This window comes from Daejeonella sp. (assembly GCF_044348475.1).
Classification (GTDB): Bacteria; Bacteroidota; Bacteroidia; order Sphingobacteriales; family Sphingobacteriaceae; genus Daejeonella.
The window spans coordinates 1-21,711 of the sequence record NZ_JBIKSU010000005.1 but is presented as its reverse complement, the minus strand read 5'-3'; the positions used below and the strand labels follow the sequence as shown (position 1 = coordinate 21,711).

The 21,711-nt window shown below is 38.9% G+C and carries 23 protein-coding genes; 17 read left to right on the top strand and 6 right to left on the bottom strand.

The window, feature by feature from the left end:
- Positions 1 to 22 precede the first annotated feature (22 nt).
- Both ACIQZ6_RS02675 and lpcA read left to right on the top strand, forming a co-directional pair.
- Positions 23 to 1,222 carry a PQQ-dependent sugar dehydrogenase gene (locus ACIQZ6_RS02675; protein ID WP_395807943.1) on the top strand — a complete coding sequence of 400 codons (1,200 nt, stop codon included), beginning with the start codon at positions 23 to 25 and terminating at the stop codon, positions 1,220 to 1,222.
- A complete protein-coding gene (gene lpcA, locus ACIQZ6_RS02670; protein WP_395807941.1) occupies positions 1,222 to 1,797 on the top strand; it encodes a D-sedoheptulose 7-phosphate isomerase in 576 nt (191 codons plus the stop codon). Before ACIQZ6_RS02675 ends, lpcA begins: the two co-directional genes overlap by 1 nt.
- Before the next feature lie 19 nt (positions 1,798 to 1,816).
- On the opposite strand, the gene ACIQZ6_RS02665 is transcribed toward lpcA, so the two are convergent.
- Both ACIQZ6_RS02665 and ACIQZ6_RS02660 read right to left on the bottom strand, forming a co-directional pair.
- Positions 1,817 to 2,146: a heavy metal-binding domain-containing protein gene (locus ACIQZ6_RS02665; protein WP_395807939.1), complete on the bottom strand. Its 330-nt coding sequence runs from the start codon at positions 2,144 to 2,146 to the stop codon at positions 1,817 to 1,819.
- A 56-nt stretch (positions 2,147 to 2,202) separates the two neighbouring features.
- Entirely contained in the window at positions 2,203 to 2,736 is a 534-nt protein-coding gene (locus ACIQZ6_RS02660; RefSeq protein WP_395807937.1) for a 5'(3')-deoxyribonucleotidase, read from the bottom strand.
- A gap of 104 nt (positions 2,737 to 2,840) precedes the next feature.
- Here ACIQZ6_RS02660 and ACIQZ6_RS02655 point away from each other — a divergent pair, with 104 nt between their 5' ends.
- From ACIQZ6_RS02655 to def, 11 genes are all read left to right on the top strand, one after another.
- On the top strand, positions 2,841 to 3,551 hold the full coding sequence (locus tag ACIQZ6_RS02655; RefSeq protein WP_395807935.1) for a 30S ribosomal protein S16: 711 nt from the start codon (positions 2,841 to 2,843) through the stop codon (positions 3,549 to 3,551).
- 111 nt (positions 3,552 to 3,662) lie between these two features.
- On the top strand, positions 3,663 to 4,190 hold the full coding sequence (gene rimM, locus ACIQZ6_RS02650) for a ribosome maturation factor RimM (RefSeq protein WP_395807933.1): 528 nt from the start codon (positions 3,663 to 3,665) through the stop codon (positions 4,188 to 4,190).
- Positions 4,191 to 4,239: 49 nt separating this feature from the next.
- A complete protein-coding gene (locus ACIQZ6_RS02645; RefSeq protein WP_395807931.1) occupies positions 4,240 to 5,433 on the top strand; it encodes an anhydro-N-acetylmuramic acid kinase in 1,194 nt (397 codons plus the stop codon).
- Positions 5,434 to 5,579: 146 nt separating this feature from the next.
- Positions 5,580 to 6,254 carry a tRNA (guanosine(37)-N1)-methyltransferase TrmD gene (gene trmD, locus ACIQZ6_RS02640; protein WP_395807929.1) on the top strand — a complete coding sequence of 225 codons (675 nt, stop codon included), beginning with the start codon at positions 5,580 to 5,582 and terminating at the stop codon, positions 6,252 to 6,254.
- A gap of 138 nt (positions 6,255 to 6,392) precedes the next feature.
- On the top strand, positions 6,393 to 6,740 hold the full coding sequence (gene rplS, locus ACIQZ6_RS02635) for a 50S ribosomal protein L19 (protein WP_306551965.1): 348 nt from the start codon (positions 6,393 to 6,395) through the stop codon (positions 6,738 to 6,740).
- A 982-nt stretch (positions 6,741 to 7,722) separates the two neighbouring features.
- On the top strand, positions 7,723 to 8,799 hold the full coding sequence (gene rhaT, locus ACIQZ6_RS02630; RefSeq protein ID WP_395807926.1) for an L-rhamnose/proton symporter RhaT: 1,077 nt from the start codon (positions 7,723 to 7,725) through the stop codon (positions 8,797 to 8,799).
- 6 nt (positions 8,800 to 8,805) lie between these two features.
- Entirely contained in the window at positions 8,806 to 10,920 is a 2,115-nt protein-coding gene (locus ACIQZ6_RS02625; protein WP_395807924.1) for a bifunctional aldolase/short-chain dehydrogenase, read from the top strand.
- Positions 10,921 to 10,926: 6 nt separating this feature from the next.
- Complete coding sequence (locus ACIQZ6_RS02620; protein ID WP_395807922.1) at positions 10,927 to 12,201, top strand: TIM barrel protein; 1,275 nt, start codon at positions 10,927 to 10,929, stop codon at positions 12,199 to 12,201.
- A 13-nt stretch (positions 12,202 to 12,214) separates the two neighbouring features.
- Entirely contained in the window at positions 12,215 to 13,552 is a 1,338-nt protein-coding gene (locus tag ACIQZ6_RS02615; protein WP_395807920.1) for an FGGY-family carbohydrate kinase, read from the top strand.
- A gap of 49 nt (positions 13,553 to 13,601) precedes the next feature.
- Positions 13,602 to 13,922, top strand: a complete 321-nt coding sequence (gene rhaM, locus ACIQZ6_RS02610) for an L-rhamnose mutarotase (RefSeq protein WP_395807918.1) — start codon at positions 13,602 to 13,604, stop codon at positions 13,920 to 13,922.
- A gap of 57 nt (positions 13,923 to 13,979) precedes the next feature.
- On the top strand, positions 13,980 to 14,552 hold the full coding sequence (gene def / locus ACIQZ6_RS02605) for a peptide deformylase (RefSeq protein WP_395807916.1): 573 nt from the start codon (positions 13,980 to 13,982) through the stop codon (positions 14,550 to 14,552).
- Between the two features lie 320 nt (positions 14,553 to 14,872).
- On the opposite strand, the gene ACIQZ6_RS02600 is transcribed toward def, so the two are convergent.
- The 3 genes from ACIQZ6_RS02600 to ACIQZ6_RS02590 form a co-directional block, all read right to left on the bottom strand.
- Entirely contained in the window at positions 14,873 to 15,508 is a 636-nt protein-coding gene (locus tag ACIQZ6_RS02600) for a hypothetical protein (RefSeq protein ID WP_395807914.1), read from the bottom strand.
- A gap of 94 nt (positions 15,509 to 15,602) precedes the next feature.
- Positions 15,603 to 15,881 (bottom strand): NifU family protein, encoded by a 279-nt coding sequence (locus tag ACIQZ6_RS02595; RefSeq protein ID WP_395807912.1) that lies wholly within the window; start codon positions 15,879 to 15,881, stop codon positions 15,603 to 15,605.
- A 40-nt stretch (positions 15,882 to 15,921) separates the two neighbouring features.
- A complete protein-coding gene (locus ACIQZ6_RS02590; protein WP_395807910.1) occupies positions 15,922 to 16,983 on the bottom strand; it encodes an Mrp/NBP35 family ATP-binding protein in 1,062 nt (353 codons plus the stop codon).
- A gap of 177 nt (positions 16,984 to 17,160) precedes the next feature.
- On the opposite strand from ACIQZ6_RS02590, the gene ACIQZ6_RS02585 reads away from it, so the two are divergent.
- From ACIQZ6_RS02585 to ACIQZ6_RS02570, 4 genes are all read left to right on the top strand, one after another.
- Positions 17,161 to 19,296 (top strand): transglycosylase domain-containing protein, encoded by a 2,136-nt coding sequence (locus ACIQZ6_RS02585; protein WP_395807908.1) that lies wholly within the window; start codon positions 17,161 to 17,163, stop codon positions 19,294 to 19,296.
- A 24-nt stretch (positions 19,297 to 19,320) separates the two neighbouring features.
- Positions 19,321 to 19,860 carry a hypoxanthine phosphoribosyltransferase gene (gene hpt, locus ACIQZ6_RS02580; protein ID WP_395807906.1) on the top strand — a complete coding sequence of 180 codons (540 nt, stop codon included), beginning with the start codon at positions 19,321 to 19,323 and terminating at the stop codon, positions 19,858 to 19,860.
- Between the two features lie 67 nt (positions 19,861 to 19,927).
- The gene (locus ACIQZ6_RS02575) at positions 19,928 to 20,590 is read left to right on the top strand and encodes a phosphatidylserine decarboxylase family protein (protein ID WP_395807904.1); all 663 of its coding nucleotides are present in this window, start codon (positions 19,928 to 19,930) and stop codon (positions 20,588 to 20,590) included.
- Between the two features lie 10 nt (positions 20,591 to 20,600).
- Positions 20,601 to 20,798, top strand: a complete 198-nt coding sequence (locus ACIQZ6_RS02570; RefSeq protein ID WP_395807902.1) for a hypothetical protein — start codon at positions 20,601 to 20,603, stop codon at positions 20,796 to 20,798.
- Between the two features lie 110 nt (positions 20,799 to 20,908).
- On the opposite strand, the gene ACIQZ6_RS02565 is transcribed toward ACIQZ6_RS02570, so the two are convergent.
- On the bottom strand, positions 20,909 to 21,711 hold an 803-nt coding region (locus tag ACIQZ6_RS02565), incomplete at its 5' end, for a M16 family metallopeptidase (protein ID WP_395807900.1).

The following is a 21,711-nucleotide window of genomic DNA, read 5'->3' as shown; positions in this document are numbered from 1 at the left end:
AATTTAAATTTATATAAGGCCTATGAAAAACTTGAGTTTCCTGATTAACACGTTGTTTGTTTTAGGCATAGGATGTTCGGCACCATCGCCAAAAAAGACAAATGAGCCAGTTATTACATTAAAGATCCAGAAAATTGCCGAGGGGCTTCATTCTCCTGTTACAGCTGCATTTACTGCAGATGGAACCATGCTCATTGCTGAACAAACCGGACAGATTAGGGTTTTAAAAGGCACGGATCTTCTTGAAGTAGCATTTCTTGATCTGAAGAATAAACTTGTTAAATTGAGTGGTGCTTATGATGAACGTGGTTTATTGGGTTTAGCTCTTCATCCTGATTATAACCGGAATAAAAAATTCTATGTTTACTATAGCTCTCCTGCCACTGAAGCAGGAAGCGATCACCAGTCTGTAGTTTCCGAATTTATCACATCTTCTGATCCCATGAGGGCAGATTCTGCATCCGAAAGGGTTTTACTGACCGTTCAGCAGCCAGAAAGCAATCATAATGGCGGTGATCTTAAATTTGGTCCGGATGGTTATTTATACATCGGATTGGGAGATGGTGGTGGTGCGGGTGATAAACATGGACCTTCAGGTAATGGTCAGAATATGAACACCTTGCTTGGAAAAATTCTAAGGATAGATGTAAATACAGAAAGTTCGTATAAGATTCCTCAGGATAATCCTTTTGTTGGAACGCGGGCAAAATCAGAAATTTGGGCCTATGGCTTGCGTAATCCCTGGCGATTTTCTTTTGACCGTAAAACCGGGCAGCTTTTTGCAGCTGATGTTGGCCAAAATAAATTTGAAGAGGTTAATATCATTGAAAAAGGCGGTAATTATGGCTGGAGGATTATGGAAGCCACACATTGTTTTGATCCTGAAGCAAATTGCAAAACCGATACACTAAAATTGCCCATTAATGAATATAAGCATGAATTGGGTATTAGTATTACCGGTGGATATGTTTATAACGGATTGGCAATAAAAGTACTATCAGGAAAATATATATTTGGAGACTGGACCGGACCACTGTTCTTTCTTGAGCACAAGGGTCAAACATGGACCCGTGGAAATATTGAATTAACAGGCAAACCATCTGGCGACTTTAAAATCCTGGGATTTGCCGAAGATAATTTTGCTGAGCTGTATGTTTTGACCAATCAGGAAGTAGGCTCAAAAGGAACAAAAGGAGCTGTTTATAAATTTGTGAATCCCTAATGGATAGAATTAAACAACATTTTACCGAAGCCAGAGAAGTACTGGATACATTTATTGCTGACCCTAATAATTTCAGCACTATTGAATCAGCCGGAAAGCTCTTAGTAGATGCTATTCAATCGGGCGGCAAGGTTATTTCATGTGGTAATGGTGGTTCTATGAGTGATGCCATGCATTTTGCAGAAGAACTATCGGGCAGGTATAGAAACGACCGACCTGCATTTCCAGCTATTGCAATTTCTGATCCTTCTCACTTGAGTTGTGTAGCAAATGATTATGGCTATGCCTTTGTTTTTTCAAGAATGGTTGAAGCTATCGGACAAAAGGGCGATGTGCTTTTTGCGATCAGCACCAGCGGTAATTCTGAAAATGTTTTGAAAGCTATTGAGGCCGCAAGAATTAAGGAAATGAAAGTGATTGGTTTGACCGGTAAAGATGGTGGCCATATGGCCGGACTTTGTGACGTAGAGATTCGCGCTCCCAAATCAGAATATGCCGACAGGGCACAGGAAATTCATATTAAGGTGATTCACTCGCTGATTGATTATGTGGAATTAAATCTTTCTGCGATTTAAAATCAGAAATGTTTAATACCTAAATTCGATCTTCCACAATAACCGCTGTACCCGATGCACTAACCATCAGCATGCTTCCATTGCTTCCAAGGGTTTCATAATCAAGGTCAACGCCAATAACTGCATTTGCTCCTAATCGAGTGGCCTGCTCTTGCATCTCACGCAATGCGATATCTTTTGCTTCACGCAGTCCCTCTTCATAAGACCCAGATCTTCCGCCTACGATATCTCTGATCCCTGCAAAGAAATCTTTGACAATATTTGCACCAATAATGGCCTCACCGGTTACAATTCCGATATATTTAATTATTTTTTTTCCTTCAAGTTCGTTTGTGGTAACTGCTATCATCGCTTTTTGATTTTTTTTTGGACGTTAAAATTGATGTTATGTTACGCTTTAAATCACTAAAGTAATTTCGCTGCCACCTCTTTCCAATTATTGACCCGTTCGTATCCAGTCAATAACATATTATGCGGCGAGGTAAAAAGCAGTTTTCTTCCATCAAAATCGACAAAATTTTTGATGCGGTCATCGATAATAATGTCAACATTTACGATTTTGTGTCCGCAAAAGATAATATTTTGCCATCCGATAAATGAAAAATGTTCTTCGAGCCATTCATACTTATCTTGCAGTGAATTGGGGAATTCCATTGCAGCAGAAACAATAAAAACATCATACTTTTCTTGCAGCTGTTTTAGTATTTCAACGCTGTCAGGAAGTACTGGCAGATCTCTGAAAAAGCCCTTTTCATTGATGTAATCCCATAATTTCAATTTTATATTTTCTGGAACATGGTGATACATCTCGTTTCCGGGAAGTATTTGAAGATCAAGCGGTATACCGTAATCACGGTTGTAAAGACTTATAAATTTAGATATCGGATCGGCAATTACTTCATCCATATCTATGGCAATTCGGGGTTTTCTTTCAGACATATTTCAAAAATAGGAATTTCCATTTTTTAAATGTGATTTTTTTATATCTTTGCAACCCCGCAGAATAGACTCCGGGAATATGTTGAATACATAAAACTTAAAAAATGGCAACTAAAATCAGATTGCAAAGATTTGGTAAAAAGGGAAAACCTTTTTATCATGTAGTGGTAGCAGACGCTCGTGCTCCAAGAGATGGTAAATTCATCGAAAGATTAGGTTCTTACAATCCAAACACAAATCCGGCTACAATTGAAATCAATTTCGAAAAAGCATTGGATTGGGTTAACAAAGGCGCTCAACCTACAGATACTTGTCGTGCTATACTTTCATATAAAGGTATTTTATACAAGAAACATCTTGAAGGTGGTGTTAAAAAAGGTGCTTTAACTGAAGAACAAGCAGAAGCAAAATTTGCTCTGTGGTTAGAAGGAAAAACAGTTAAGATTGAAGGAAAGAAGGAAATTCTTTCTAAATCTAAACAAGAAATCAAAAAAGCTACTTTATTAGCTGAAGCGAAGAAGAAAGAAGAAATGGCAGCAGCAATTATTGCCAAAAATACTCCTTCTGAAGAAGTTGAAGAAACTGAAGTTGAAGAAACTTCGGAAGTTGAAGTTTTGGCAGGGGTTGAAGAAACTGTAGCTGAAGAAGCTCCAGAAACTGAAGAAGAAGCACCGGTTGCTGAAGTTGAAGAAACTGTAGCTGAAGAAGCTCCAGAAACTGAAGAAGAAGCACCAGTTGCAGAAGTTGAAGTTGCTGAAGAAGCTCCAGCAGATGAACCAACTGAAGAAGCTCCATCTGACGAAACGGCAGAGTAATTTCTGTTAAATCATAAAAATAAATAACGTCATTGCAGATGTTTACCATTGCGTTTTCTTTATTGAAAACTCAAAAGGGCGCATTGGCAATGACGTTTCTATTTTGACGCTATGAAGATTGAGGATTGTTTTTATATAGGCTATATTACCAAAACTAAGGGTTTAAAAGGTGAGGTACAGGTTTATTTTGAATACGATGAGCCAGCAAATCTTCCACTTGATTCTGTTTTTGCCGAGATCAATGGCAAGCTGGTGCCATTCTTTATTTCAACGTATAAATTGCAGAATAACCAGACCGGTAATTTTTACTTCGATGATATCGATACCATTGAAAAGGCGCAAACACTTATCCGAAAAAAGCTATACTTACTAAATAGTTTAAAACCTGTCAGGGATGATGATGAATTCCTGATTACTGATCTTAAAGGTTTTATGGTTCATGACCAAACCGTTGGTGAATTGGGTGATATTATTGAAATTCATGAGTATCCACAGCAGTTTGTGGCAGTTGTTTCCTATAAATTTAAAGAGATCATGTTTCCACTCAATGATGATCTAATTGTAGAGATTGATGAGGAAAATGGAATTCTTAAAGTAGACCTTCCCGAGGGCCTGGTTGATCTGTATCTGGAATCTTAAATTTTTAAAGTATATCCCTTCGAGCTAATTTTCTATTTTTATAGAGAATATGAATCCTAATATTGCTTCTCTTTACGTTATTGCCAATAAACCGATCCGGAAAATTATTGGGCTGATGTCTGGAACCTCGTTTGACGGACTGGATATTGCCCTATGCGAATTTAGCGGTAGCGGATTAGAAACCAAAGTAAAGGTTGTACACTTTGCGAGTAAAGCGTATTTGCCTGCATTCAAAGAAGATCTTAAATCTGTTTTTGCAAAGAGAACCGTCGACCTAGAAAAGGTTACTTTATTAAACGCTTTTATAGGTAATTATTATGCTGAACTTATTCTAGAAAGTTTAAAAGACTGGGATATTTCTCCAGCAGATATTGACCTAATTGCTAGTCACGGGCAGACCATTTACCATGCTCCCAAAGGGCAGCGTCAGGCAGATGTATATTTGAATGCTACCCTTCAGATTGGAGATGGCGATCATCTGGCCATGAGATCAGGAATAATTACGATCAGTGATTTTAGGCAAAAACATGTAGCGGCCGGATGCGAAGGTGCACCCCTGTCGGTTTATGGTGATTATTTGCTTTTCTCGAATCCTACTGAAAACCGCATCATGCTTAATATCGGAGGCATCTCTAATTTTACATTCCTTCCTTCTGCAGGTTCAACAGATTTCTTCTCTTCAGATGTTGGACCTGGAAATACATTGATGGATCAGTTTGTTCAGCTGAACTATCCCGGAAAGTATTTTGATCAGGATGGGGCGATTGCATCAAGTGGAAAAGTGAATCAAAAATTAGTGGATTCACTGTTTGATCATGATTTTTTCAGATCAGGATACCTTAAAACTACCGGTCCCGAACTTTTCAGTTTAGCTTATTTAAACCGTGCGATTGAAAATTCGGGCTTGGAAGACCTTTCAAATGAAGATGTGATGGCCACCTTGGCTGCATTTACAGCCAAAAGTATTGTGAAGGCCATTTCTTATTGTGTTGAAGGCAAAGGAGCTTATGAAATCTATATCAGCGGAGGAGGAATGCATAATCCCCTATTGACCGGCATGATCGAAGAGCAGCTTGGTAAAAAACTGAAATTTAGTTCTGATCTGGGTATCGCTCCTGATGCTAAAGAGGCGGTTTTGTTTGCTCTTTTGGGCAATGAAGCTATTGCGGGTGGCAAAACTGATTTTGGTAAACACCCGGGCGTTCCTTCTATATCGATGGGGAAGGTAAGTTTTCCGGGCTGATAAAATGGAATCTGACTAATTTATGGTTATCTAGATTTATAAAAGGAAGTAGAGCTGATTTAGGATTATTAATAGGGTCTTTGCTTTAATCCGCCAATCTCACATCTCAATACTCATATCTCATATCTCCTTCCTATCTTTGCAGTATGCGTTTTGATATCATAACCGTATTGCCTGACTTGCTTGAGAGTCCTTTTGCACATTCTATCTTGCAGCGTGCTCAGAAAAAAGGGTTGGCAGAGATCGTGGTTCATAATCTGAGGGATTATTCAACCAACAAGCAGAAATCTGTCGATGATTATCAATACGGTGGAGGCAGCGGAATGGTGATGGGAATTGAGCCTTTTGCAAATTGTATCGAAAAATTATTGGAGGAGCGAAAATACGATGAGGTGATCTTTATGACACCCGATGGGAAAACGCTTAATCAGAGTATGGCCAATGAGCTATCAGGAAAAGAAAATATCATGATCCTTGCCGGGCATTATAAAGGTATTGATCAGCGTATTCGCGATATTTTTGTAACCCGAGAGATCTCCATAGGTGATTATGTTTTGTCGGGAGGTGAATTACCTGCTGCGGTACTGGTTGATAGTATTGTTCGATTATTACCGGGAGTGTTGAATGATGAAACCTCAGCATTATCAGATTCTTTTCAAGGAGAGCTCCTTGACGCGCCAGTGTACACACGTCCGGCCAACTGGCGGGGCCACACGGTGCCCGATATCCTGTTAAGCGGACATGAGGCAGCGATTAACGATTGGAGGCATGAGCAGGCTCTGGAGCGCACAAAGCAGCGGCGACCAGATCTTTTAGATTAGCAGGTATATACCTGTTTGCTAGTACCTAAATTAATTTGGTGTGAGAAATTATCTAAAATCCTTTTATAAGTAAAATATTTTTCCTAATATTGCAATCCGATTTTTACGGGCTAAAAATCGGATTAAGAGCTTAAAATCATGGATTTAGTAAAATTTGTTGAAGAGCAGGCTGTAGTTATAAAGCAAGTTCCTGCATTCAAAGCCGGTGATACGGTTAGTGTTCACTATAAAATTCGCGAAGGAAATAAAGAACGTATCCAGATTTATCAGGGTGTTGTTATCCAACGCAATAGTGTAGGTGTTAATGAAACATTTACAGTTCGTAAAATGTCAAATGGAGTGGGTGTAGAGCGTATCTTCCCGGTAAATTCTCCGAACATTGATAAGATCGAAGTAAACAGTCATGGAAAAGTTCGCAGAGCGAAATTATTCTATCTGCGCGAGTTAACTGGTAAAGCAGCTCGTATCAAAACGAAAAGAGTGTAATTAAATAATAAGATTTAACCTCCCGGATGATATTCGGGAGGTTTTTTCGTTTATAAGGGTTTGTGATTTTAGTGCTGTATTCCCTTACCTTATGCTTGGTGGTACCCACCAAGCATTCATAATTTCTTTCCGCTCATAGCCGCGGGGGCCTTACCTTTTTCTATAGGAAAAAAATACCAATGCCGAGGCGGTACGACGAGACCATGAGTGCCTTTAAAAAACAATAAACTACACCGAATAAATGCCGCCGCTGCGCCTGCTGCTATGAAAGGTTCTGCGAGGGCTGGGACTGTAATTGCCGCACCAGTCAATGCGGAAGAGAGGTGAACGGAGGTTCAGTGAATGGACGATTTGTTTAAGATTGATATAAGTTTTCCTGTACTTGGAGTTAGCTAGCTTTCATTCATAATTTCATTCCGCTCATAGCCGCGGGGAGACAGCATAACGGAAAAAGATATGTCGAATTCAGTTTAATATTTAAATCAAATTTTCTTTAGGCATCCAGTGTCCACCGCTGGCGGGGGAATAAAAGGGGGTGGTTTTTAATTTTAGTGTTGAGAATCATCAAGCATTCATAATTTCACTCCGCTCATAGCCGCGGGGGCTTTACCTTTTTCTGTAGCAGAAAAGGACCAAGCCGAGGTGGTACGACGAGACCATGAGGGCCTTTTAAAAACAATAAACTACACCGAATAAATGCTACCGCTGCGCCTGCTGCTATGAATACAGTGGGTTGGCTAATTAAGTAATTGCCGCACCAGTCAATGCGGAAGAGAGGTGAACGGAGGTTCAGTGAATGGACGATTTGTTTGAGGTTGATATAAGTTTTCCTGTTCCTGGATTTAGCTGCCTACCATTCCTAATTTTATCCCATTCATAGCCGAGGTGGTACTACGAGACCATGGGCACCTTAAAAAAACAATAAACAACAACGAATAAATTCCATATTTTAGATATATTCAAACTCTTTTAAATCTCAGCTATGCAAGTAATTTTAGGTGTTATCTTTCATTTTATTGGCGGCGCTGCTTCCGGGAGTTTTTATATTCCTTTTAAAAAGGTTAAGGGTTGGTCATGGGAAAGCTACTGGATAATTGGCGGCTTATTTTCTTGGTTAATCGTTCCTCCTCTAGCTGCATACCTCACTATTCCAGCTTTTGCTGAGATCATCAGTAATACGGATAACTCCATTTTGAAGGTTACTTTTATCATGGGATTGCTTTGGGGAATTGGGGGTTTAACCTACGGGCTTGGAGTTAGATACCTCGGCATGTCGCTTGGTAACTCAGTAGTTTTGGGTTTCTGCTCAGCATTAGGCTCCCTTTTGCCACCTGTATTTTACGATCTGTATCCGCAAACAGGAAAGATCAGTTTTACCGATATGCTTAACAGCGAAGGTGGACGTATCGTACTTCTTGGTGTGCTGGTATGCCTTTTCGGTATTTTTCTTTGTGGGAGAGCGGGAATGTTAAAAGAACGTGAACTGAGCGAAGAAACAAAAAAGGAAACCATACAAGAGTTTAACATGGTCAAAGGGCTCATTGTAGCCATTATTTCAGGAGTTTTAAGTGCCTGTTTCAATTTTGGAATTGAAGCTGGAAAACCAATGGCAGATGCGGCAAATTCTTTATGGAAAGCTGCTAATCCTACAGAAACCACTGAATTTCTCTTCCAAAATAACGTAACCTATGTGGTCTTGCTTTGGGGAGGACTAACAACAAACCTAATTTGGTGTACTATTTTGAACGCTCGTAATAAGACGTTCGGAGATTATGCGAATGCGAAAACTCCGCTTCTTAAAAACTATATTTTTTCGGCCATAGCAGGTACAACCTGGTTTCTTCAGTTCTTCTTTTACGGTATGGGAGAAAGTAAATTAGGGAATGGAGCTAGCTCGTGGATATTACACATGGCTTTTATCATTCTGATCGCTAATATGTGGGGGCTGTTACTGAAGGAATGGACGGCAGTGAGTAAAAAGACATTCACAACTTTTATTTTAGGAATTAGTACTATCATTATTTCCGTACTTCTGGTAGGCTACGGAAACTCAATTTAATCAATTATGTCAAAGACAAATTATAAACATGTAAGCTACCTCTGGGATGTAGCTGAAGCCGCGAAGCTTGCAAATGATGAAGTGGGCTTATTGATTTACAGATCTAACTTGTTGGGTGCTGACCTTCGTTTAACCAATTATGGTGGTGGCAATACATCCTGCAAAGCTATGGCTAAAGATCCATTAACTGGAGTAGAGACTGAGATCATGTGGATCAAAGGATCTGGTGGTGATATTGGTACCCTTAAGCGCAGCGGACTGGCAGCTTTATACAATGACCGTTTAATTAACTTAAAAAATATCTACCGCGGACTAGAGCATGAGGATGAAATGGTTGAACTTTTCAATCATTGTATCTATGATCTCAATTCAAAAGCTCCTTCAATCGATACACCCCTTCATGGGTTTCTTCCGTTCAAGCATATTGATCACCTTCATCCCGATGCGGCAATTGCTATTGCAGCAGCTAAAGATGGCAAGCGTATTACAGCAGAGCTTTTTGATAATACCATTGGTTGGGTTGACTGGCGAAAGCCGGGTTTTGAATTAGGTTTAGAGCTAAAAGCCTGCTTGGATAGTAATCCGGGAATCAGAGGAATTATGTTAGGTTCACACGGGCTATTTACTTGGGGCGATACCGCTTATGAATCGTATGTCAATACATTAGAAGTAGTTGAAAAATGTGCCGAATACATTGAAGAAAGTGTAAGAAAGAATGGAAGCGTATTTGGAGGGAAGAAAATTGAGGGACTGGCAGAGCAGCAAAGAAAAGAGCAGGCAGCAAGAATTGCACCTGTTTTACGCGGGCTATGTTCGTCTGAACGTTCCATGATTGGGCATTTTACAGATGATTCACGGGTTTTAGAGTTTATCAATTCAAATGATCTTGATAGACTGGCTCCAATGGGAACCAGCTGTCCGGATCACTTTTTAAGAACAAAAATTAGTCCGTTGATCCTTAACCTTAAACCAGACGCTGATCTTAATAATGTTGAAGAGCTCCGAGCTCAGATTGAGCCCTTGTTTGAAGCCTACAGAAAGATGTATGCTGAGTATTATACTAACTGCAAGCATCCAAACTCTCCGGCTATACGAGATTCAAACCCGGTTATTATACTTTATCCGGGAGTTGGATTGTTCTCTTTTTCAAAGGATAAACAAACGGCCCGTGTAGCTGCAGAATTTTATACCAATGCAATCAACGTGATGCGCGGTGCAGAAGCTATTTCAGAATATACCTCACTTCCAAGACAGGAAGCATTCAATATTGAATACTGGTTGCTCGAAGAAGCAAAACTTCAGCGAATGCCAAAACCTAAATCATTAAGCGGCAAGATTGCCTTGGTAACAGGCAGTGCAGGCGGTATTGGGAAAGCAATATCTAGAAAGTTTGCTGAAGAGGGCGCTGTGGTTGTATTGAATGATTTGGATCAGGATCGGCTGGCAGCTGCCGGAGCTCAGTTTCTGAAAGAATTTGGACGCGACAGTTATGCTACTGTACAACTGAATGTTACTGAAGACGCCGGTATAAAAAATGCCTTTTCAGAAGCGGCTTTAAACTTTGGCGGAATCGATATTGTGGTTAATTGTGCCGGATTATCAATTTCAAAACCAATTGAAGAGCATACCGATAAAGATTGGGATTTGCTTTATGATGTTCTTGTTAAGGGACAGTTTAAAATCACACAACAAGCGGTGAGTGTTTTAAGAAAACAGAAAAGAGGCGGTGATATTTTGAATATTGTAAGTAAAAATGCCCTAGTTTCAGGCCCAAATAATGCGGGATATGGCTCTGCAAAAGCCGCACAGTTACATCTCAGTCGATTGAATGCCGCTGAACTGGGTCCAGATAAGATCCGCGTAAATGTAGTTAACCCAGATGCCGTGATCGCAGATAGTAAAATATGGGAAGGCGCCTGGGCAGAAGGCAGAGCAAAAGCATATGGAATCACGGTGGCTGAACTTCCTGCATTTTATGCTAAACGTACCCTGTTGAATGAAACCATTTTACCAGAAGACATTGCTAATGCTTGCTTTGCTTTTGTGGGAGGTTTATTGGGAAAATCAACAGGAAATGTTTTGAACGTAGATGGCGGTGTTGCTATGGCTTTTGTAAGATAATAGTATATGAAGCTAACGGACAATGTAATTACTGAACATAACCAGAAATCTATCGATCTTCATAGGTTTAAGTTTGATTTTTTGAAGTCACAACTAAATGATTTTGAATTAATTATATTAAAACTGATTGACTTCCAGATTGCCATTCCCAGCTGGGCATTGGGCAATGGGGGTACCCGTTTTGGTCGTTTTCCGGGTGGCGGCGAACCCAGAAACCTGGAAGAGAAGATCGAAGATGTGGGATTGATCCATAAACTGAACTGTTCAGGTAATGCCATTTCTCTGCATATACCATGGGACATTCCGAAAGATTATCAGGCAATCAGAGATCTGGCAAGTGAACATGGATTACGCTTTGATGCGATGAATTCCAATACATTTCAGGATCAAAAAGGTCAGGAAGAAAGTTATAAATATGGATCGCTTCAACACGTTGATCCGGCAGTCAGGAAGCAAGCTATTGATCATAATATTGAGGTAATCAAACATGGCATTGAGCTGGGCTCTAAGTCACTGACTGTATGGCTTGCCGATGGATCATGCTTTCCTGGTCAACTGAATTTCAGAACTGCTTTTCAAAATACGCTGGCCAGCTTGAAAGAGATCTATGCTGCCTTACCGGCCGACTGGAAAATTTTCATTGAGTATAAAGCGTATGAACCTAATTTTTACTCAACTACTGTTGGCGATTGGGGGCAATCGCTTTTATATGCTAGTAAATTAGGTCCGAAAGCATTTACTCTGGTAGATTTAGGCCATCATTTACCCAATGCCAATATTGAGCAAATTGTTTCTTTATTGTTAATGGAAGGCAAACTGGGTGGTTTTCATTTCAACGATTCAAAATATGGCGATGATGATCTCACTGCCGGCAGTATCAAACCATACCAGCTATTTCTGATTTTCAATGAACTGATTGAAGGGATGGATGAACGCAAAATGAATCATGCTACTGATTTGGGATGGATGATCGATGCATCGCACAATGTCAAAGATCCACTCGAAGATCTATTGCAATCTGTTGAGGCCATTATGATTGCCTACGCTCAGGCATTGATCGTAGACAGAGTTGCACTAAAAGAAGCACAGTTAAAAAATGATGTAGCTAAAGCTCAGGAGATCTTGCAGGATAGTTTCCGCACAGATGTCAGACCATTAGTTGCTGAAGCTCGTTTAAGAGCAGGAGGAGCCTTAGATCCGATTGGGTTATTCCGCAAGCTTCAGGTAAGGCAAGAATTGATCAAAGAGCGAGGGTTTGAAACTGTAGCTACTGGTTTATAATCATAAAAAATATATGAAGATTCCGGTTATTGCAGTTTTTGACATTGGGAAAACCAATAAAAAACTCCTTTTGTTCAATGAACATTATCAGGTAGTTTTTGAGCAATCTAGAAACCTTGCCGAAACGAAAGATGAGGATGGTTTTCCATGTGAAGATCTGGATAGTTTAAGTCTTTTTGTATTTGATACAATGAGATTAATTTTTAGCAATCCTAATTTTGATATACGGGCTGTTAATTTTTCATCGTATGGGGCAAGCCTAGTTTATCTAGATGAAAACGGACAGCCATTAACACCACTGTATAATTACCTGAAGCCTTATCCGGATAAACTGTTGGAACAGTTCTATTTAAACTATGGAGGTAAGGATGAGTTTGCATACAAAACAGCTTCTCCGGTATTGGGAAGCTTAAATTCAGGGATGCAGCTTTACCGGATAAAATATGAACGGCCGGAATTACTCGATAAGATCAAAACTGTTTTACACCTTCCGCAATATCTGGGTTCTCTCATTTCTGGAAAATTAGTTACCGACATCACCAGTATTGGATGTCATACCAATTTCTGGGATTTCAGTAAAAATGAATATCACCAATGGCTGATCGATGAAGATCTTTTAAATAAGCTGGCTCCAATTGCCGCCTCAGATGAACGAATTAAAACCAGCTTTGAGGGCCATTCTTTTGATTCAGGAATAGGTCTTCACGATAGCTCTGCAGCACTAATTCCGTACCTGATCAGTTTTACAGAGCCATTTGTATTGATCTCAACCGGTACCTGGTGCATTAGTTTAAACCCTTTTAATGCAAGCCCGCTAACCAAAGAAGAACTTGAATCAGATTGTCTTTGTTATTTACAATACAAGGGTACACCGGTCAAGGCATCGCGCTTATTTGCCGGCCATGAGCATGAGCAGGAAGTAAACCGGCTCGCTGAATATTATGGACAGCCTAAATCGAGATTTGAAGAAATGTCATTTGACAAGACTCTTCTAAATCTTGAAAATAGAGAACTGAAAGAAGAGGATTTTTCAAAACAAGATCTTGCTGTATTTTCATCAGATTCAGAAGCCTATCATCACTTGATATGGAATCTGATAAAAAAGCAAAAAAGATCTACTCAGATGATTCTAAATGGATCAAATGTAAACAGGATCTTTGTGGATGGAGGGTTTAGCAAAAACTCCATTTACATGAATTTGTTATCCTTACTGTTTCCTGAAATGGAAGTTTTTGCCGCATCTATGGCACAGGCCACAGCATTGGGTACTGCTTTAGTTGTTCATCAATCATTAGGAGATTGTTCACTACCAAGCGATTTAATAGAGCTAAAGTTTTACTCCGGAAAATAAATTTGGGAGATTAATTTGACGATGATGAATAACCTGGTATAAAAGATAAATGATGGAGAAAATCGCTGCATTTAAAATGAAACTGAAACCCGGTTTCAAAGAGGAGTACAAACGCCGTCACGACCTAATCTGGCCTGAATTGAGTGCTTTATTAAAGCAAAACAACATTCACGACTATTCCATATTCCTGGATGAAGAAACGGATATCCTTTTTGCTGTTCAGAAAATATCTGGAGCGGGCACTTCGCAAGATCTGAGTAAAAATGAGATCGTTAAACGCTGGTGGGTTTACATGGCTGATATTATGGATACGAATGCGGATCATTCACCGGTTTCAAAACCTCTTGAAATGGTGTTTCATCTGGATTAATTCCTATTCAAAAATCCTACGCTTTGTAAGCTCGCCTAAAGATTCTATTTTTGCACTATGAAATTACCCATCATAGCCTATGGAGATTCAGTTCTTCGTAAAAAAGGTGTAGATATTACAGCAGATTATCCTGATTTGAATGTTTTGATCGCTAATATGTTTGAAACGATGTATGGTGCGCATGGTGTAGGTCTTGCGGCTCCTCAAATCGGATTATCAATCCGTTTATTCGTTATTGATGCCACTTCTTTTGGTGAAGATGAACCTGCACTAATGGATTTCAAAAAAGTATTTATCAATGCCGAGATTCTGGAAGAGAACGGCGAAAAATGGTCTTTCAATGAAGGATGTTTAAGCATTCCTGATATCCGTGAAGATATCGACAGAAAGCAAAATGTGACCATTTCTTATTTTGATGAAAACTGGCAAGAGCATGAAGAAACGTTCAGCGGACTAGCAGCACGAATTATTCAGCATGAATACGATCATATTGATGGCAAACTCTTTGTCGATAAATTAAGTCCACTGCGTAAAGCCATGCTCAATAATAGACTGACCTCAATTTCAAAGGGAATTGTGAAGGTTGATTATAAAATGAAGTTTCCTGCGATTAAGAAGGGTAGAAGGTAGATTTTGGTTGGTTAGTTGGTTAGAATCTAGTAATTAGTATTTGGACTATTTGTTTTTGATTAAAAATCAGAGAATTGTCTCACCTCAGCTTTCCCCTTTTGGCTTTCCGCTTTTGGCTTTCCCCTTTCAGCTTTTAACTTTGTCAGTGCGAGCGCAGCGCGGAAATCTCAAATTATAATTGAATTCAGATCTTGAGATTGCTTCGTCGTGCCTCCTCCTCGCAACTACAGCAGGATTATTTAGAATTTTTATCTAAACCAAAATTAAAAACTTACAACCTATAACTTACAACCTATAACCTATAACTTACAACTCCAACCCTACTGCTCCCTACTCCTATCCCCCTGCATAATTTGCTGTATAAGTGCTCCCCATGCAAAAGGATTAAGCAATGGATTTGCCAGACGCTGATTGATATTTTTGTTAACCAGGCGGTTATGATTATTCTGGAAATTAAAACTCTGCATTTCAGCACCATCTCTTGGAAGGCTGGCCATCATGGCAGATAAACTTTCACGTGAAACATTCTTCTTAGCTATTTCAAGATCATCGTCTGCGAATTTAAGAGTCATGAATTCTTTCTTGAATTCATCTGTGCTTGCCCAAGGATACACCCGCACCATAGGTAGATTGATGACATCCTGCTGCATCTTCATCAAAATGGTATACTTATTATCCGATAGATTTGTTGGGATTACAACACCTTCCCGCTTATAACCAACAGCAGTAAAAACTAAGGTATCGCCTTCGTTGGCTACAAATGAAAAATAACCTTTATAGTTAGCTGAAAAAAATTGATCTCTACCAGTTACATTGGTAATAGTTACATATGGAACCACAGTATTACTGTCGCGGTTCATAATTATTCCTGAAAATTGCACGAGCTTCTTATCACCAACCTGAGAGAACCCAGAAAGTGAACAAAACAGAAAAATAAGGAATAACCAATTTCGCATGCTTCAAAGGTAGTAAAATCGTATCGGAGTGATGTTAAATAGTGTTAAATAGTATTTAATACAGACAATATAATGATTTATTACACAGGTAAATTTACTTCAATCGTTCAGGCAAAATTGCTTCAGGATCATCAATATCGGTTAGATTGATTGCTTCAATAGACTCAATTTCAGGAACGGAACGTTTGATAGCCTGCTCAATACCTGCCTTTAATGTCATGATACTCATCGGGCATGAGCCACATGAGCCTAACAATCTAAGCCGCACAACATTATCAGTTGTTATTTCCTCAATGGATACATTTCCACCATCGGCTTCCAAATAAGGGCGGATAGTGTCTAATGCATTTTCAACTCTTTGCAACAAATCCATGATTCTTCTTTTTATAAAGATACAATTTTTTTAAAAAATGCTATTTAACAGCATTAAGAATAGCTACTTGTTGTGCAACGCGTTCAGCAATCTCCAAAAAGGCTATACCCATCGCATGATTATCTTCCAGAATGATAGGTTTTCCAACATCACCCGCATCACTGATACTTTTTACCAAGGGTATCTCACCTAAAAATGGGGTGTTAAATTGCTTGGCAAGGTCTTGACCTCCATTTTTACCAAATATATAATACTTATTATCGGGCAGTTCTGCTGGACTGAAATAAGACATATTTTCAACTACCCCAAGTAGAGGAATATTGATGGAGTCCATTAAAAACATACCAACCCCTTTCCGAGCATCAGCAAGCGCAACATTCTGCGGGGTAGTAACGATCACAGCACCTGTGATTGGAAATCCTTGAGCAACGGTAATGTGAATATCGCCAGTGCCCGGCGGAAGATCTACAACCAGATAATCAAGTTCACCCCAGTCGGCATCATTGAATAACTGCTTTACCGCAGTTGAAACCATTGGGCCACGCCATGGAACCGGCTGGTTGGGATCTGTAAAAAACCCGATTGACAATAATTTGATACCGTATTTTTCTATGGGTTCTATCCGTATTTTACCTTCAGCATTCTGTGTGGATTTAGGACGGGCGCCTTCCACTCCAAACATCATAGGGATAGATGGCCCGTAAATATCTGCATCAATCAAACCTACAATCGCACCTTTTTTAGCCAGTCCAAGTGCCAGGTTCACTGCTACAGTTGATTTACCTACGCCACCTTTGCCGGATGCAACTACAATAATATTTTTAATTCCAGCTAAGGCCCTTTCTGGTCTGCTGGTTACTCTTGAGGTCATATTAATAGCTAGTTCTGCCTCCTTACTCACGAAATGAAGAATAGCATTACGACAGGCATTTTCAAGCATCGCTTTCATCGGACAGGCCGGTGTGGTCAAAACCACTGAAAAACTTACCTTGTTGCCATCAATCTTTAGATCTTCAATCATGTTCAGTGTAACCAGATCTTTCTTTAGATCGGGATCCTCTACATTACGAAGTGCATTATATATTTGTTCCTGCGTGATCATTTTTGAATATTAAGGAGATAATATATTTTGATTATGTTTATCCCAAATCTACTAAAAGTACGAAGCTTATTGTTAGAAGATGAAGGTTTTTACAGTGAACTGACCTGTAAATATTTATTAGTCTGAAACCTTTTTTATCTAAAAGCCTTATCTTTCAGTTAATGTATATTTTACCACATGCAGCTACCCGAAAAATATTATAAGATTACCAAGATTACACTATTTAGCTTACTTGCTATTATTTTTATTACGGTTGGAATAGCCTTTGCCAAACGTGAAGCTTTACTTAATGCGGCGATCAAAAAGGTGATCAATAAAGCGGATAGAGAGTTTGATCTGGAGCTGAAAATTGAAAGCGCTAAATTTGTTGGGTTGAGCAGCGTAAACTTTAAAAATATAACTGCCGTGCCAAGGGGTAGAGACAGTTTGGCAAAAATTCAAAACTTTGAAATAGGCATTAAAATATTTCCTTTGATTTTTGGAGATATAAAAATTGCTGAAATAAATCTGGATAACGGAATCATTAACTTGGTAAAAAAAGATTCCACAAGCAATTATGATTTTCTTTTTCGCAAAAAGCAGTCTGATACTACAAAAGCAAAGCCCGAATTAGACTTGGCAAAGTTTGCCAATAATCTGATTAATAAAATGTTGTATAAAATTCCGGATGACATGGATATCAGGGATTTTAAAATAAAATTTACCGATGACTCAAGCCTTGTTGATATCCATACCACAACGGCAACAATTGATGGGGGTGATGTCAGTTCAACAATTAAAGTGAACGGAAATGAATCAACCTGGCATATAGAGGGCAGCGTTGCCCCGAGCGATAAAAAACTCAACCTGATGCTTTTTGCAGATAATAAAAAGGTTGAATTGCCCATTCTCGAAAAAAAATTCGGACTAAAACTCAATTTTGATACGGCATCAACCGAAATGAGAGGGCTTAATCGAAGTGGAGATGAGCTTCAGATCAATGGCTCATGGAAAGTTAAAAACTTGCTAGTTAACCATTCCCGAATTTCATTGAATGATGTAATTGTACAGGATGCCTCTTTGGATGCTGATATGGTGATTGGCAAGAATTTTATTTCAATCGATAGTACTTCAACCATTCACATGAAGGATATTGATATTCATCCATTTATAAAATATACCCTTTCTCCATCTAAAATTTACGAATTAAAAATCTTTACAGAAGAGCTAGATGCTCAGCAATTGATCAATTCATTCCCGCAAGGATTGTTCGAATCATTAGAAGGTATACAGGTTGCCGGGAAATTGCAATACAATCTTGATTTTTACCTTGACTCTGAAAAGCCGGACGATGTTATTTTTAATTCCAGGCTAAAAAATGCTGGGTTCAAAGTGAAAAAATGGGGAAAAACGAACCTCCAGAAGATCAATGGAAGTTTTGTTTATACCCCTTATGAATATGGGATACCGATGCGGGATATTATAATTGGTCCTGAAAATCCGGATTATACCCCAATTGACCAAATCTCTCCCTATTTAAAAAATGCGCTGCTGACCGCAGAAGACCCGTCATTCTATAGTCATAATGGATTTGTTGAAGAATCTATCCGAAAATCTATCGCAACCAATTTTAAAGAAAAAGCATTCAAAAGAGGCGGGAGCACCATTTCTATGCAACTGGTAAAGAATGTTTATCTCAACCGACAAAAAACACTGGCCAGGAAGATTGAAGAGATTTTGATTGTTTGGATTATGGAAAATGGTCATTTGTCAAGTAAACAACGCATGTATGAAACCTATCTTAACCTGATTGAATGGGGCAGAAATGTGTATGGTATTGGTGAAGCGTCTCGCTATTATTTTAGTAAGCTTCCGGCAGATCTTACTATTGGAGAGAGTATTTTCCTTGCCAGTATAGTTCCAAAGCCTAAATCAGGTTTGTACCGGTTTGAAGGAGATGGAAGCTTAAGATCTGGGCTATCATCCTATTTTAATTTTATTGGTGGAATTATGGCCAGCCGCGGATTGACTCCTCCTGACAGTAATTATTATGGGTTTTATTCTGTCCGTTTAAAAGAAAGCTTACGATCTGGTTTACCCCTTGATTCGCTGGTTTCAGATAGCTTGCTGATTGACAGTGGTGCCGAGGAACAAGATGGAATTCTGCAGCAGCTATTTGGTAAAAAACGAACAGATAGCCTACAGGTAAAAGAAACCCCGAAGCCAAAGAATATTCCTAGAGACAGTATTGTAATAAGGGCACCAAGTACCCGAAAAGACAAACGGGAGCAGAGAAAATTGGAGAGGGACTCAAAAATTAAAAAAGGGAATTAGTAAATATTTCTCCAAATTAAAGCAATGAAGATAGAAATTGATGAGAAAAACTTCGAGTTGATGCTAGAATATGAGCAGATCAAGAAAAGGATTCGCCTCTTAGCTATTCAGATGAATGTTGATTTCGAAAACCGCATCCCGGTGTTTATTGGAGTACTGAATGGAAGTTTCATATTCCTTGCTGATCTGATTAAAGAGATCCATATTTCTTCTGAAGTAAGCTTTGTGAAGGTATCATCTTACGAAGGAGACAAAAGTAGCGGAAAGATCAAAAAAGAAATTGGCCTGCAGATGTCTTTAAAGAATCGGGATGTGATTATTGTGGAAGATATAGTTGACAGTGGTAAAACGCTCGAATATCTGCTAGAGATGATCAAAAAGGAAAATCCTGCCTCTGTTCATGTTTGTACACTCTTATTTAAACCAGAATCATTAAAAGTCAAGATTGATGAAATTAACTATATCGGTTTTGAAATTGCCGATGAGTTTGTTGTGGGTTATGGCCTGGATTATAATGGCTTAGGTCGTAATTTGAGAGATATTTACAAAGCAGTTAAAGCATAAATATTAAACAGTCCATAGCAGTTTAATTTGAAAAATTGTATTTTTACGCAGAACTAACCATCATAAAATGACTATTCACAAAGAAGGCTATTCTTCAATCGCACTCTGTATTCTCTTTATTTTTGTATTGAATGCAGTTGTACACTACCTTCTTCCCAATACTGCCTGGTTTACCTGGATCATTTATATTTTATCATTTGCCTTGTTTGTGATCATCCTTCAGTTTTTCAGGAGTCCGGCAATTACGGTAATAATGAATGATCAGCATGTAATTTGCCCTGCAGATGGTAAGGTAGTTGTGATTGAGGAAACGGAAGAATCGGAATTCCTTAAAGATAAGCGTATTCAGGTTTCGGTTTTCATGTCGCCAATCAATGTACATATTAATAGAAACCCAATCTCGGGTATCGTTAAATATTATAGATACCATCCTGGAAAATTTCTGGTAGCATGGCATCCAAAATCATCTACTGAAAATGAAAGAACCACGGTTGTTATTGAAAATAAAGCAGGCGTTTCAGTTCTTTTCCGTCAGATAGCAGGTGCTTTAGCCAGGAGAATTGTTTGTTATTCTAAAGAAGGTCAGCAAGCTGTGCAGGGAGAGGAGTTCGGTTTCATTAAATTTGGTTCTAGAGTAGACTTGTTTTTACCTTTAGGAACTGAAATCAAAGTAGGACTTGGTGAAACTGTAAAAGGAGGCATCACAGTTTTAGCACATTTAAAAAACTAATCAAAATAACATGAAAAAAATAGTAGGATTTTTAGCGATCGCATTCTTCGCAGCAACATTATCGGTAACTGCCCAAGAGCCTAAATCTGCTCCAAAACCAGCAGAAAAAATGGAATGTAAAATGGGTAAAGACTGTAAGATGAGCTGTTGCTCAGACAAGTCTAAGACTAGCGAAAAAGCTCCAAAAGCATCAAAGAAAAAGAATTAATTTGATTCTGGATTCATGATTTAAGGATAAGCATTGTCGCGCAGATGATCCTTATCCTTAAATTAATTCATTTAGTCCTAAACAATCAGGACTTTTTTCAAAAGCTTAATTTATTCTTTCGGATTAAATATCAGCGAGCTTAATTGCGTTGGTTCAAACATTTCATTGGCAATTTCAAGCAACTGAGTGGCAGTCACTTGGTTAATTTTAGCAAATACCTCCTCTAGAGAATCGACCCGGTTAAAGTCTAGTAGGCTTTTACTCATAGAAATGATCAGTCCCATTCTGTTTTCCTCACCTAACGCGATTTGTCCGATGAATTTATGTTTGGCCTGCTGTAATTGAACGGGCCCTAGTTTTTGATCTCGGAGTTTCTTTAGTTCTTTTTCGAGCAGTTTGATAGCCTTTTCAGTTTTTTCAGTATCTGTTCCAAAGTAGATAGAAAAAATACCCGAATCGCTCATTGGGGTATAGTTCGACTCTATGGTATAGGCAATGCCATATTTCTCTCGAATTTCCAGGTTCAGACGTGAGCTCATACCTGTTCCGCCCAATAAATTATTCAGAAGCAAAAAGGCTGTCCTGTGTTTATGGTGAAAAGAGTACGATCGGTTGCCAATCACACAATGTGCCTGATTGATAGGCTTACTAAAAACAGTGTGTTTCGGGGTATATGTCGCTATTTTTTGGCGTACTCTCTCCGTTAAATTGGCTGGTACCTTTCCGTAAAGCTTCTCGCTGATGCGGATAACTGTCTTAAAATCATAATCTCCGAAAATCCCAATGATGATTTCATCTGTACGATAATTGGATTTCATAAACAGCTGAATATCTTTTTTCTTAAAGCCTTTTACTGATTCGGGGGTTCCCAGAATATTTCTGCCTAGAGGATGACCTTCAAAAAGCAGATCCT